The following is a 12,068-nucleotide window of genomic DNA, read 5'->3' as shown; positions in this document are numbered from 1 at the left end:
GCATGATGGAACAGCAATGATCTTGTCATGTGGAACCTGCTTGGCAGAGGCAGTTTTCATCATGACCAGATGAAAAGGGAGGCAACCTGCCTCCCTTTTATCTCTCCGCTCTACTCTTGCTCTGTTATGTACAGATTGACGGTCTGGTCGTCACTCAAGGGTCAGAGGCGATTACTTGGTTTTCGGCGCGACTTTGACGGACGGCGCTTTGTGCGCAGTTTTATGGTGCTTTTTCACAACCTTGGTCTGGGTCGCTTGCGGGGCGGCAGTTTTGGTCGGGGTCGCAGCCATGGTGAAACCGGAAGTCAGGGCGAAAACGGCGGCCAGAGTCAGGGGAATGATTTTTTTCATGGTCAATTTCCTTATTCGGATTGGTGGTATGGAGCATTTCTCCATGGCTTCATCCTATGACGCTGAGCGCGGTACTTCAGTGAGCACTTGGTGACGGTTTGTATCCAAATGTACAGGGAGGGTGAGGCAGAAGCGGGCTCCCTTGCTGGCGGGAAGCAATGCCACATCACCGCCGTGGTGGAGCGCTATGCTGCGCACAATGGCAAGCCCCAGCCCGGTGCCGCCGGTGCGGCGATCCCGACTCTGATCAAGACGCACGAACGGCTCGAAGATCTGGTGCGCCAGTGCGGGGTCGATACCCGGCCCGTCGTCACTGACTTCCAGCAGATAGTTCTCCTGCAGCCGCGAGATGGAGAGGGTAACCTCGCTTTCGGCATAGCGCAGGGCGTTGCCGATGAGGTTCTCGACGGCGCGTGTCAGCAGACGATGATCGCCGCACCAAGGCATCTTGATGGGTGGCAGAGCGAGGGTCAGATGTTTCTCCGGCCGCAACGCTTGCCAGTCGCCGAGGTGATGCTCTGCCCAGCTGCCGAGCTCCAGTTCGTCCCGCTGCAGCGGCAGCTCGGGTCGATCCAGCTTGGCGTAGGTCAGCATCTCTTCGATAAGGGAGTCCAGTGCCCCCAGATCCCGCTCCAGCGCCTGCTGCTCTTCTGCGGCAGGGGCAGGATCGAGCATGGCAAGCCGATAACGCAACCTAACCAGCGGGGTACGCAGCTCATGGGCGATGGCATCGGTCAGCTGCTTGCGACTGGTGAGCATGGCTTGCAGCTGGGCTGTCATCTGGTCGAAGGTACGTCCCACCCGGGCCAGACTGCTGCCCGGTGGCAGGTTGGTTCGGCAGGAGAGATCGCCATCGCCTACCCGGCGCGCCGTCTGCTCCAGTTGCAGCAAGCCGCGCCAGTGCGGACGCAGCCAGAGCAGGATGGGCAGCCCGAGGGAGAGGCCAATGATCAGCAGCAGTCCCACATCGACCCAGTGCAGTTCGTGCAGGTAGGAGAGATAGGGCACAGGGCCAACGATAAGCACCTGATCGGTATCGGGGATCCGTTGCAAGAAGGTGTCATCCTCCTCGACGATGACGATATTGCCGGCGGCAAGAAATGCCTGATCCTCGCTGGCAAGGGGCTGATGGGCCAGCTCGCCAACCTTGAGGGGGAGGGTGAACTGGCTGCTCTGCTCGGCCAGCCGATCTGGCCAGCGCTCGGGAGGAATTCTGGCCAGCTCGTCGGTCAGCAGGCCAAGAGAGCCCTGCATCATCCGCTCGAGATAGCGGTCGCCGGCTCGCTCGGCGGTGACCTGATAGACTACGCCAACCAACAGGATGGCCAGGGTGAAACAGCCGATCAGCAACAGATAGAACTGGATAAAGAGACGGCGCATGGTAGTGCTCCCTGATTAAGGCTATTCCCAGGCGTGGGGGACGAAGAGGTAGCCCTTCTGGCGCACCGTTTTGATCCGGGTCGGGTTGTCAGGGTTATCGCCCAGTTTGCGGCGCAGGCGGGAGATGGCCACATCCATGCTGCGATCCTGACCGTCATACTCTCGGCCGCGTAGGCTGCGGAACAGGGCTTCCCGCCCCAGGATCTGGCCGGCGTGGCTGGCAAGCTCCCACAACAGATCAAAGTCGGCAGTCGAGAGGGCAATGCTCTCGCCATCGAGACGCACATCCCGCCCCGGCCCATCGACCAGCAGGCGGCCAAATTGCAACTGCTGCGGCACACTGCTGGCGGCGGCGATCGGTTGCGCGGCGGTTTGCTGATGCTGGCGGAATTGCACCCGCAATCTTGCCAGCAGCACGGGGGGAGGGGTGGTTTTAAGGATGTAGTCGTTGGCCCCCAGCTCCAGGCTCAGGATCTGATTCATGTCGCTGTCGAGCGAAGTGAGCATCACGATGGGGCCATCAAAGCGTGGCCGCAGATCCCGACAGAGGGACATGCCATCCTGTCCCGGCAGCATGATATCGAGCAGTACCAGGTCCGGTTGTTCGGCCTCGACCCGGGCCAGTGCCATATCGCCTCTAGGTTCGAGGATCACTTCCATATCGTGGCGGCCAAGCCAGCTGCTGATGAGCTGGCCAATCTCGGGATCATCTTCAACAAAAAGAATGCGTTGCATAGAAAAGCTCCAACCGGAAGCAGGAGAAAAGAGGAGCTGTCAGCATATCAATGCCGCTTGGGAAATACAGAAAAAGAACGAGGGAGGGTTATATGGGGAGCGCGAGGATAAGGGCGATAGCCGGGTGGCAGAGCAATCATGAGGCACAGGGCCATTGGCATTTCAGCCACTCAGGGCGCAGTGCGATGAGACATGCGGGGATATAAACGCAGAAAATGGCGGTGTAGAAACAAAAAAAACCGGCCTAGGCCGGTTTTTTGACAAGCCAGAAGGCTTGTATCTTGCCGTATTGGCAGCGTTGTGCCAAACGACGGAATAATGGGGTGGCTGATGGGGCTCGAACCCACGACAACCGGAATCACAATCCGGGACTCTACCAACTGAGCTACAGCCACCACTGAAAACTGCATTGATCCGTCAACAAATTGAGAATCAATGGCGCGCCCTGCAGGATTCGAACCTGCGACCCACGGCTTAGAAGGCCGTTGCTCTATCCGACTGAGCTAAGGGCGCTTTTCTCGACTCGCCTGAGTGGCAAATCGATAAACTTGGTCGGTGATAAAGGATTCGAACCTTTGACCCTCTGGTCCCAAACCAGATGCGCTACCGGACTGCGCTAATCACCGAAATTGTTGCTTTCAACGTGCCAGCATAACGACATGAGCCGTACTGGGCAACGGGGCGGCATCATAACCAAGCAAAAGAGCCAGCGTCAACGTATTTTTCCCCCAGTAAATTCAAGTGCCTACTTATTGCCCGTTGCAGGCCAGACCTCTCTTGGACGCTAACATCCCGGCTAAAAAAATGCGACAATGCGCGGCAGTTGAACACATGGTGAGTGGAGAACGATGTCTGCCAAAATCATAGATGGAAAACAGGTTGCGCAAACGATTCGCAGCCAGGTCGCGGCACAGGTCCAACAGCGGTTGGCAGCAGGGAAACGGGCTCCAGGGCTGGCAGTCATTCTGGTGGGTGCGGATCCTGCCTCTCAGGTTTATGTCGGCAGCAAGCGTCGGGCTTGTGAAGAGGTCGGTTTTCACTCTCGCTCATATGACCTGAGTGCAACGGCAAGTCAGGATGAGTTGTTGGCGCTGATCGATCAGCTGAATGATGACCCGACCCTCGACGGGATCCTCGTTCAATTGCCGCTGCCGGATCACTTCGATACCACTCTGGTGCTGGAGCGGATCCTCCCTGACAAGGACGTAGACGGTTTTCATCCGTACAACGTTGGCCGTCTTGCACAGCGTATTCCGGCGCTGCGTCCCTGCACCCCGAAAGGGATCATGACGCTGATTGAAACCACCGGTGTTAAAACCCATGGTTTGCATGCCGTTGTGGTCGGTGCTTCCAATATCGTCGGGCGTCCCATGACCCTCGAATTGCTGCTGGCGGGCTGCACTACAACGACTTGTCACCGTTTTACCCGAGATCTTGAGGATCAGGTTCGCCGCGCAGATTTGTTGGTAGTGGCGGTCGGCAAACCCAATTTTATTCCCGGAGAGTGGATCAAGCCGGGGGCGCTGGTTATCGATGTGGGTATCAACCGTCTTGCGGATGGTTCGCTGGTTGGGGACGTGGAGTTTGAAACGGCGCGCAGTCATGCCTCTTTCATCACCCCGGTTCCCGGTGGTGTTGGCCCTATGACGGTGGCCAGTCTGATGGAAAATACCCTGATAGCCTGCAACGAGTACCATGACTAAAGCGTGACTGTGGTGTGTTCGTAGCTAATGCCAGGCGAGTCACATAAATGAAAATAAAAAACCGGTTGCTCAGAGAGGAACCGGTTTTTTATTTATCCAACGGGTTTTCGTTTATATATTTTGTGCTTCGTTCGGCACAATGACGGAGGCGTGATTTCCTTTCGGCCCCTGTTGCAGTTCAAAGTGGACAGCCTGACCCGCTTTCAGGGTCTTGTAGCCCTCCATTTGAATGGTGGAGTAGTGAGCAAAGATATCTTCACCACCCCCTTCCGGACAGATAAACCCAAATCCTTTTGCGTTGTTAAACCACTTAACTGTGCCGGTTGCCATACTTCTACATCCTTTTATTGATTACCCAGAAGTCGTTGAGTAACCTGCGCCAGCCCATTATAACTAGGGACATGAGCCCATAGCAGACGGGCACAGATTAGCAAGTAACCAATCTAGTCTAACTTTTGAGCGAGTCAAGGAGTTGTTAACAACTGATGTGATCTGGTTAACAAGTCTATTGACAAGCTTGTGTGAGACGGTAGTAATCTAGAGGTACCAAAGCGCGATTATGAGCAAGCAGAAAGAACTCTTTGCTAATGAAGAGATTGCAGAAGCAGAGAAAACAAAGCTGCAGCCGCCACCCATGTATAAAGTTGTGTTGAACAACGATGACTACACCCCGATGGAGTTCGTGGTGGAGGTGCTGCAAAAGTTCTTTGGTATGGATTTGGACAAGGCGACTCAGGTCATGCTGAGTGTGCATTATAGTGGTAAGGGTGTCTGCGGCATGTTTACCGCAGAGATCGCCGAAACCAAGGTTGTCCAAGTCAACACCTATGCACGTAACAACGAACATCCACTGCTATGCACTATGGAAAAGGCTTGAATCTGATGACTTGATGGCGAGTGTGACACCACATTGTAGCTGTACTAGGGGAGGTGCCTATGTTGAATAAAGATCTGGAAAAGACGCTGAACGAGGCTTTCAAACTGGCTCGTGACGAGCGTCACGAATTCATGACTGTCGAGCACCTGTTGTTAGCCCTTCTGGATAACAGCTCAGCCCATGAGGCGCTGAGCTCCTGTGGTGCCGATGTCGAGCAGATGCGCAAGGAGATCCGCGCATTCATCACTCAAACAACCCCGCTTATTCCACGCGATGACGAAGATCGGGAAACCCAGCCGACCTTGGGCTTCCAGCGCGTACTGCAACGTGCCGTCTTCCATGTGCAATCCTCCGGCAATACCGAAGTCAGTGGTGCCAACGTACTGGTCGCCATCTTCAGCGAGCAGGAGTCTCAGGCTGCTTATTTCCTGAAAAAAGCCGAGATCAGTCGCCTCGATGTGGTGAACTTCCTCTCCCACGGGGTGCGCAAGGACAGCAAACCGGATGTCAGCAATAACAATCCGGAATCTGATGACGATGTCTCCGCTGCTCAGATCGAGAGCTTTGCCACCAACCTGAACCAGCTGGTGTTGGAAGGGCGTATTGACCCGCTTATTGGTCGTGACCAGGAGCTTAATCGTACAATTCAAGTGCTCTGCCGCCGTCGTAAGAATAACCCTTTGCTGGTGGGCGAGGCGGGGGTGGGCAAGACGGCCATTGCGGAAGGTCTGGCTTACCGTATCGTCAAGGGCGATGTGCCCGAGGTGATTGCTGGTAGCACCATCTACTCGCTGGATATGGGCTCTCTGCTGGCTGGAACCAAATACCGCGGTGATTTCGAGAAACGCCTCAAGGTACTGCTCAAGCAGATTGAGCGTCAGGAAGGGGCCATTCTCTTTATCGACGAGATCCACACTATCATCGGTGCAGGTGCTGCGTCAGGTGGTCAGCTGGATGCCGCAAATCTTATCAAACCGCTGCTCTCCAATGGTTTGCTCCGTTGTGTCGGCTCCACTACCTATCAGGAATATGCCCAGATCTTTGAAAAAGACCGCGCCTTGGCTCGTCGTTTCCAGAAGATCGATATCACCGAGCCGACCGTGGATGACACTACCCGTATCTTGATGGGCCTCAAGAGCCGCTACGAGGCTCACCATGGAGTGCGTTATACCGCCAAGGCGATTCGCGCAGCGGCAGAGCTGTCCGCCAAGTACATCAACGATCGTCACTTGCCGGACAAGGCAATCGACGTGATCGATGAGGCGGGGGCTGGTCAGCGGTTGCTGCCGGCGAGCAAGCGCAAGAAAGTGATCAACGTGCAGGAGATTGAAGCAATCGTCGCCAAGATCGCCCGCATTCCGGAAAAATCAGTCTCCTCTTCAGATAAAGAGGTACTGAAGAACCTGGAGCGCAATCTGAAGATGGTGGTCTTTGGTCAGGACAAAGCCATCGAGGTGCTGACCGATGCCATCCGCCTATCGCGCTCAGGTTTGGGTAACGAGCGTCGCCCGGTGGGGTGTTTCCTCTTCGCCGGCCCGACCGGGGTGGGCAAGACCGAAGTTACCCAACAGCTTGGCAAGGCGCTGGGGGTGGAGATGCTGCGCTTTGACATGTCGGAGTATATGGAGCGTCACACCGTCTCCCGTCTGATTGGTGCGCCTCCCGGATATGTCGGTTTTGAGCAGGGTGGTTTACTGACCGATGCGGTGATCAAGCACCCTCATTCCGTTGTGCTGCTCGACGAGATTGAGAAAGCGCACCCGGACGTATTCAACCTGTTGTTGCAGGTGATGGACAACGGTACCTTGACTGACAATAACGGGCGCAAGGCGGATTTTCGCAATGTCATTCTGGTGATGACTACCAACGCCGGTGTGCAGGAGACCCAGCGCAAGTCGATTGGCTTCCAGCAGCAGGATCTGAGCCACGATGCCATGGCGGTGATCAACAAGACCTTCAGTCCGGAGTTCCGTAACCGGCTTGATCACACCATCTGGTTCAACCATCTCGACATGACAGTGATCCACCAGGTGGTCGACAAGTTCATCGTTGAGTTGCAGGTGCAGCTGGATGCGAAAGGGGTATCTCTGGAAGTATCCGAGCGTGCCCGTCACTGGTTGGCCGAGAAGGGGTATGACAGAGCCATGGGGGCCAGACCTATGGGTCGGGTCATTCAGGAGCACCTCAAGAAACCGTTGGCTAACGAGATCCTGTTCGGCTCACTGGTTGATGGGGGAATAGTGAAGGTTGAGCTGGTAAATGACAGCCTCAGCTTTGATTTTCAGGTCAATGTTGAAGCTGTTTCCCACTAAGTAACCGTAATTAGAAAACGACAAAAAACCCCAACCGACAGGTTGGGGTTTTTTGCTGAATTCCTGGCTTAGCGAGAGCGGAAAACAATACGTCCCTTGGAGAGATCGTAGGGAGTCAGTGCTACCGTTACTTTGTCTCCAGTCAGGATACGAATGTAGTTTTTGCGCATCTTGCCGGAAATATGAGCGATAACCACGTGACCATTCTCCAGTTCCACACGGAACATGGTATTGGGCAGGGTTTCGAGAATAGTGCCCTGCATCTCAATACTGTCTTCTTTAGCCATTGAATCCTCTTGATAAGCCACAACAAAAAACCGCTGGATCATGCCGGATTTAAGGCTATGTGTAAAGTTTACTCGGGCTTGCCGTCGATTTTTTTCCATTCTCCATGAATGAGCACCTCGTGAGGGAGGTAATTGCGCTTGTAATTCATCTTGCGGCACGCCTCAACCAGATAGCCGAGATAGAGCCAGCTTCGTCCGGTACGCCTAGCCAGATCAAGCTGACTCAGAATAGCAAAGGTGCCGAGCGAGCGGTCGGCATAATCGGGGTCGAAGAAGGTATACATGGCGCTGAGTGAGTGGGGCAGCAAATCTGTAGTGGCTACGCCAATAAGGCGACCCTCCTTTCTCATTTCCAGATAGAGGGGTGGCATCCAGTCGCAATGGAGAAAACCGCGGTACTGTTTGCGGTTGGGGGGATACATGCTGCCATCCTGATGGCGTTCGCTGATGTAGCGTTCATAAAGCTGGTAATACTCGGGCTTGTCATCGTAGCTCAGGACGATATCGATATCCCTGTTGAGCTGGTGGATGCGCTTTTGTCCCCGGCTTGGCCTGAAGTGCTCGCTGTGAATACGCAGGGATTGACAGGCATGACAGGCGGGGCAGTGAGGACGATAGATGTCGTTGCCACTGCGGCGAAATCCGGCGGTCAGCAGGCGTTCGTAACTGTGGGCGTTGAGCAAGTTATGATCCATCAGAACCAGCAACTGCTCCTGCTCATGATCCAGATAACTGCAGGGATGCTTGGGGGTTAGCCCAACCTTGAGGATCACTTCTTCGGTCATAAGCGGATCTCTCCCTCTTGCCAGCATGAATCCAATAGCGATTGGCGGCTCAGTTGCGCCAGTTCAGCCAGAAAGCGCGCTCTTGGCCACTCCTCAATGCCCAGCGTGGCCAGAAACGGATTCTGCATCTGGCAGTCGACAAGGGCGCCTCCGTGCCGGGCAAAGTGGCGACAAAGTGCCACCATGGCCAGCTTGGCGCCGTTATCGATATGGCTGAACATGGACTCGCCACAGAACAACCGGCCAATCGACAGGCCGTAAAGGCCCGCTTGCAGTTTTCCCTCTTGCCAGATCTCGACCGAATGAGCGTGGCCCAGACGGTGCAGCCGTTGGTAGGCTTCGATCATGGGTTGACTGATCCAGGTACCATCGGCTGTGCGACGAGGCGCGGCGCAGGCATTGATTACCTCATTAAAGGCGCGATTGACGGAAATATCGAATGGGGTGCGGCGGATAATCTTCTGCAAGGTGCGCCCAACATGCAGCTCATCAGGGCGGATCACACCACGCGGATCCGGTGACCACCACAGGGTCGGCTGGTGGGGTTCGTTCCACGGGAAGATCCCCTTGTGGTAAGCTGCCAGCAATCTGGCAGGGGAGAGATCCCCGCCGATCGCCAGCAGACCGTTGGGCTCTTCCAGGGCATGCGAGGGGTCGGGAAACCAGCAGAGCTCATCATCCAGTTGAGTGAGATAGCGAGACATAAGGCAACGAGGTTCGTAGATGAAGGCCATTATCCTGATAGTATCCAGCTTGCTCTGCTTTGTCACTGCGCCCGCCGGGGCCGAGGTGTACCAGCGCAACACGGCCCGCCCGGTCAATCAGGTGGTGTTTGGCCAGGTCGAAACGGTGCGCAATATTACCCAGCGCCAGATCCTGGAGTCGGAGCGTTCCGGCTGGAAAACCCTGGGCGGGGCAGTACTGGGCGGCTTGCTTGGTAACCAGTTTGGTGGCGGCCATGGCCGTGAAATTGCCACCGCCGTCGGGGCGCTTGCCGGGGCCGCAGCAGCGCAGCAGTATCAATCGGGCGACACGGTAGTGGAGAACAAACTGGTCGAGCTGCTTATTCGCAATGAGCAGAACGGGCTGGTCAATGTGATCCAGGATTATGATCCCGCCATGGTATTCAGTAGCGGCGATAAAGTACGCATTCTCTATTTTGATGACGGCGTGCGAGTCGACAAGACGTTTTAAGCCGGATTATGGAAGAGATACAGAGAGGGGAGATAACCCGCAGACTTTCCGATTGGCAGAAAGTCTTGCGGGCGGTAATACACGGGACTGCGCAGGAAACTAGATGGCGTTCTCTTGCGAGACTATCTTGTCACGGCCGGTGTTCTTGGCCTGATACAGGAGCCGATCCGCTTCGCTCAGCGCCTCGTCCATGGATACCCGCCCGACACTGACCACACCATAGCTGGCGCGAACAAAGAGCGGAACATCCGGTGACAAGGGGTGCTGGCGCAGCTGCTGGCGCAGCCCTTCCAGCCGTTTGAGCAGCACGGGGACGGTGCAGTGGGGCACCATCAGGGCAAACTCCTCGCCACCAAAGCGGGCGATCATGGCATCTGGAAAGAACTGGGTCAGCTGGCGGGTCAGATGGCAGAGTAGCTGATCGCCAATGGCATGACCCCAGTGATCGTTGACCTGCTTGAAGTGATCCACATCGAGCACGCAGAGTGAAAGCGTACTCTGCAGCCGCTGATGTTCCTCGAACCATTTCTGCCCTTCGTTGAACCAGTAGCGACGGTTGTAAAGACCGGTCAGGTAGTCGCGATTGGCCGACTCCTGAATGCTGTTGAACTGCTCGAGCGCCTCCAGATTGTGGCTGACCCGGCACTGCAACTCTTCCGGTTCAAACGGTTGGTTGAGAAAGTCGTTGGCCCCCTGTTTCAGGTAGCGAGCGGAGAGACCGCGCTTGTCCGAGACCGAGATCCCGATAATTGCCAGCTGCTGTTTGCTGTAACGCTCTCTCAGCATGCGCACCAGACTGATGCCATCGATCTCCGGCATATAGTAGTCGACCAGTGCCAGCCGGATGCCGGGGTATTGCTCCAGCATCGCCATAGCTTCGCGTGCGTGACTCGCCTCGTGCACCTTCAGCAATTGCTTGCGCAACTGGGCCATGGTGCGGTGGCGGGAGGTGCGTGAATCATCGACGACCAGCACTTCGATGGACTGGTTGAGATAAAGGCGGTGCACCAGGCTGACCGCATATTGCAGCGAGTGGCGCGAATCCTTCATCACATAGTCCAGTACGCCGGTTTCCAGCCAGGCCGCACGTTTATCCTCGCTGATATCGGCGGTGAGGATCACCACTGGCAAGCCGCGCTCCAGCAACACGCTGACCGCTTCTCCGCGAGGTGCATCCGGCAAGGTCAGATCCACCAGGGCGACCACATACTCATCTCCCCGACAGTGACGGGCGCCTTCGAGGGTATCAAAGGCGTCGATCTCCAGACCGGTCTGCTGGGCTATCGCCTGGGTCAGCATACGGCGGATCGTCAGGCTATCTTCGACAATCAATATCTTCTGTTTCATTAGACTCCTTCAAATAAAAAAGGCATACCGACTGGTATGCCTTATATCACATATGCGCTTATTTATTGCGCATCAAGATAGCGTTCTGCATCGAGGGCAGCCATGCAGCCGGTACCGGCAGAGGTGATGGCCTGGCGGTAGTTGTGGTCAGCCACATCGCCGGCCGCGAAGACACCTTCAATGCTGGTCTGGGTGGCAAAACCGTCGAGGCCGCCACGAACTTTCAGATAGCCGTTTTGCATCTCCAGCTGGCCATCGAAGATCTGGGTGTTGGGCTGATGGCCGATGGCAATGAAGACGCCCATCAGCGGCAGCTCGCTGGTGCTGCTGTCCTGGGTGTTGCGCAGGCGCACCCCGGTGACCCCCATCTGATCGCCCAGCACTTCGTCCAGGGTCTGGTGAGTGTGCAGCACGATGTTGCCACTCTCGACCTTGTCGTGCAGACGCTTGATCAGGATCTTCTCGGCGCGGAACTCGTCGCGACGGTGAATCAGGTGTACCTTCTTGGCGATGTTGGCCAGATAGAGCGCCTCTTCCACGGCAGTGTTGCCGCCGCCGATCACGGCTACTTCCTGATTGCGGTAGAAGAAACCGTCGCAGGTGGCGCAGGCTGAGACGCCGCGCCCCTTGAAGGCTTCTTCAGAAGGCAGGCCGAGATATTTGGCGGAGGCGCCGGTCGCGATGATCAGGGCATCGCAGGTGTATTCGCCGTTGTCGCCCTTGAGACGGAACGGGCGTTGGGTCAGTTCGACGCTGTTGATGTGATCAAACAGAATGCGCGTATCGAACTTCTCTGCATGAGTTTTCATGCGTTCCATCAGGGCCGGGCCGGTGAGGCCTTCCGGATCGCCGGGCCAGTTCTCTACCTCAGTGGTGGTGGTCAGCTGGCCACCTTGCTGCATGCCGGTAATGAGCAGGGGATTGAGGTTGGCGCGGGCGGCGTAGACGGCAGCGGTGTAACCGGCCGGGCCGGACCCTAAGATCAGCAATTTGCTGTGAGTGACTTGGCTCATGATGTCATTTCCGGGATGTGATGAGTTTGCGCGATTGTAGGTAATTCGTGATCCGGGGTCAAAGGCTGGTGAGTCGATTGCACT

At 56.1% G+C, this 12,068-nt stretch carries 13 protein-coding genes and 3 tRNA genes; 4 read left to right on the top strand and 12 right to left on the bottom strand.

Features of this window, described 5'->3' with window-relative positions:
• Positions 1–171 precede the first annotated feature (171 nt).
• The 6 genes from I6L40_RS14260 to I6L40_RS14235 all read right to left on the bottom strand — a co-directional run bounded on the left by I6L40_RS14260 (position 172) and on the right by I6L40_RS14235 (position 3,092).
• The gene (locus I6L40_RS14260; protein WP_033115160.1) at positions 172–351 is read right to left on the bottom strand and encodes a hypothetical protein; all 180 of its coding nucleotides are present in this window, start codon (positions 349–351) and stop codon (positions 172–174) included.
• A gap of 54 nt (positions 352–405) precedes the next feature.
• A complete protein-coding gene (gene rstB, locus I6L40_RS14255) occupies positions 406–1,731 on the bottom strand; it encodes a two-component system sensor histidine kinase RstB (protein WP_071910561.1) in 1,326 nt (441 codons plus the stop codon).
• Between the two features lie 21 nt (positions 1,732–1,752).
• Positions 1,753–2,466, bottom strand: a complete 714-nt coding sequence (gene rstA, locus I6L40_RS14250) for a two-component system response regulator RstA (RefSeq protein ID WP_071910558.1) — start codon at positions 2,464–2,466, stop codon at positions 1,753–1,755.
• A 319-nt stretch (positions 2,467–2,785) separates the two neighbouring features.
• Positions 2,786–2,861, bottom strand: a tRNA-His gene (locus I6L40_RS14245).
• Between the two features lie 41 nt (positions 2,862–2,902).
• Positions 2,903–2,979 (bottom strand) — tRNA-Arg (locus I6L40_RS14240).
• A 36-nt stretch (positions 2,980–3,015) separates the two neighbouring features.
• Positions 3,016–3,092: transfer RNA gene (locus I6L40_RS14235), tRNA-Pro, on the bottom strand.
• A 222-nt stretch (positions 3,093–3,314) separates the two neighbouring features.
• Between I6L40_RS14235 and folD the strand changes: the two genes are divergently transcribed.
• The gene (gene folD / locus I6L40_RS14230; protein WP_071910556.1) at positions 3,315–4,169 is read left to right on the top strand and encodes a bifunctional methylenetetrahydrofolate dehydrogenase/methenyltetrahydrofolate cyclohydrolase FolD; all 855 of its coding nucleotides are present in this window, start codon (positions 3,315–3,317) and stop codon (positions 4,167–4,169) included.
• 111 nt (positions 4,170–4,280) lie between these two features.
• On the opposite strand, the gene cspD is transcribed toward folD, so the two are convergent.
• Positions 4,281–4,499 (bottom strand): cold shock-like protein CspD, encoded by a 219-nt coding sequence (cspD, locus tag I6L40_RS14225; protein WP_033115164.1) that lies wholly within the window; start codon positions 4,497–4,499, stop codon positions 4,281–4,283.
• A gap of 229 nt (positions 4,500–4,728) precedes the next feature.
• On the opposite strand from cspD, the gene clpS reads away from it, so the two are divergent.
• Positions 4,729–5,046: an ATP-dependent Clp protease adapter ClpS gene (gene clpS / locus I6L40_RS14220; protein WP_005337111.1), complete on the top strand. Its 318-nt coding sequence runs from the start codon at positions 4,729–4,731 to the stop codon at positions 5,044–5,046.
• Positions 5,047–5,105: 59 nt separating this feature from the next.
• Positions 5,106–7,358, top strand: a complete 2,253-nt coding sequence (gene clpA / locus I6L40_RS14215) for an ATP-dependent Clp protease ATP-binding subunit ClpA (protein ID WP_033115165.1) — start codon at positions 5,106–5,108, stop codon at positions 7,356–7,358.
• Positions 7,359–7,426: 68 nt separating this feature from the next.
• On the opposite strand, the gene infA is transcribed toward clpA, so the two are convergent.
• The 3 genes from infA to aat form a co-directional block, all read right to left on the bottom strand.
• Positions 7,427–7,645: a translation initiation factor IF-1 gene (gene infA / locus I6L40_RS14210; protein ID WP_005300033.1), complete on the bottom strand. Its 219-nt coding sequence runs from the start codon at positions 7,643–7,645 to the stop codon at positions 7,427–7,429.
• A gap of 68 nt (positions 7,646–7,713) precedes the next feature.
• Positions 7,714–8,430: an arginyltransferase gene (locus I6L40_RS14205; RefSeq protein ID WP_071910553.1), complete on the bottom strand. Its 717-nt coding sequence runs from the start codon at positions 8,428–8,430 to the stop codon at positions 7,714–7,716.
• On the bottom strand, positions 8,427–9,134 hold the full coding sequence (gene aat, locus I6L40_RS14200) for a leucyl/phenylalanyl-tRNA--protein transferase (protein WP_042032319.1): 708 nt from the start codon (positions 9,132–9,134) through the stop codon (positions 8,427–8,429). The genes I6L40_RS14205 and aat overlap by 4 nt, the downstream gene beginning before the upstream one ends.
• Positions 9,135–9,153: 19 nt before the next feature.
• Between aat and I6L40_RS14195 the strand changes: the two genes are divergently transcribed.
• Entirely contained in the window at positions 9,154–9,624 is a 471-nt protein-coding gene (locus tag I6L40_RS14195; RefSeq protein WP_043851079.1) for a glycine zipper 2TM domain-containing protein, read from the top strand.
• Positions 9,625–9,723: 99 nt separating this feature from the next.
• Here I6L40_RS14195 and I6L40_RS14190 read toward each other — a convergent pair whose 3' ends face one another.
• Together I6L40_RS14190 and trxB are read right to left on the bottom strand one after the other, a co-directional pair.
• Positions 9,724–10,971: a diguanylate cyclase gene (locus I6L40_RS14190; protein ID WP_071910551.1), complete on the bottom strand. Its 1,248-nt coding sequence runs from the start codon at positions 10,969–10,971 to the stop codon at positions 9,724–9,726.
• 62 nt (positions 10,972–11,033) lie between these two features.
• Positions 11,034–11,984, bottom strand: coding sequence for a thioredoxin-disulfide reductase (gene trxB / locus I6L40_RS14185; protein WP_071910548.1), 951 nt, complete (start codon positions 11,982–11,984; stop codon positions 11,034–11,036).
• Between the last annotated feature and the right edge of the window lie 84 nt (positions 11,985–12,068).

It is taken from the genome of Aeromonas sp. FDAARGOS 1410, from assembly GCF_019048745.1.
In the GTDB taxonomy this organism is placed as follows: domain Bacteria; phylum Pseudomonadota; class Gammaproteobacteria; order Enterobacterales; family Aeromonadaceae; genus Aeromonas; species Aeromonas jandaei.
Note: the sequence above shows the minus strand (reverse complement) of the source record. Positions and strands in the feature narration are given on the sequence as shown.

Excerpts from the sequence above, each read along its gene's own strand:
- clpS (WP_005337111.1), top strand. The coding sequence starts at position 4,729 with ATGAGCAAGCAGAAAGAACTCTTTGCTAATGAAGAGATTGCAGAAGCA.
- aat (WP_042032319.1), bottom strand. The coding sequence starts at position 9,134 with ATGTCTCGCTATCTCACTCAACTGGATGATGAGCTCTGCTGGTTTCCC.
- I6L40_RS14205 (WP_071910553.1), bottom strand. The coding sequence starts at position 8,430 with ATGACCGAAGAAGTGATCCTCAAGGTTGGGCTAACCCCCAAGCATCCC.
- I6L40_RS14195 (WP_043851079.1), top strand. The coding sequence starts at position 9,154 with ATGAAGGCCATTATCCTGATAGTATCCAGCTTGCTCTGCTTTGTCACT.
- I6L40_RS14190 (WP_071910551.1), bottom strand. The coding sequence starts at position 10,971 with ATGAAACAGAAGATATTGATTGTCGAAGATAGCCTGACGATCCGCCGT.
- folD (WP_071910556.1), top strand. The coding sequence starts at position 3,315 with ATGTCTGCCAAAATCATAGATGGAAAACAGGTTGCGCAAACGATTCGC.
- cspD (WP_033115164.1), bottom strand. The coding sequence starts at position 4,499 with ATGGCAACCGGCACAGTTAAGTGGTTTAACAACGCAAAAGGATTTGGG.
- clpA (WP_033115165.1), top strand. The coding sequence starts at position 5,106 with ATGTTGAATAAAGATCTGGAAAAGACGCTGAACGAGGCTTTCAAACTG.
- trxB (WP_071910548.1), bottom strand. The coding sequence starts at position 11,984 with ATGAGCCAAGTCACTCACAGCAAATTGCTGATCTTAGGGTCCGGCCCG.
- I6L40_RS14260 (WP_033115160.1), bottom strand. The coding sequence starts at position 351 with ATGAAAAAAATCATTCCCCTGACTCTGGCCGCCGTTTTCGCCCTGACT.
- infA (WP_005300033.1), bottom strand. The coding sequence starts at position 7,645 with ATGGCTAAAGAAGACAGTATTGAGATGCAGGGCACTATTCTCGAAACC.
- rstA (WP_071910558.1), bottom strand. The coding sequence starts at position 2,466 with ATGCAACGCATTCTTTTTGTTGAAGATGATCCCGAGATTGGCCAGCTC.
- rstB (WP_071910561.1), bottom strand. The coding sequence starts at position 1,731 with ATGCGCCGTCTCTTTATCCAGTTCTATCTGTTGCTGATCGGCTGTTTC.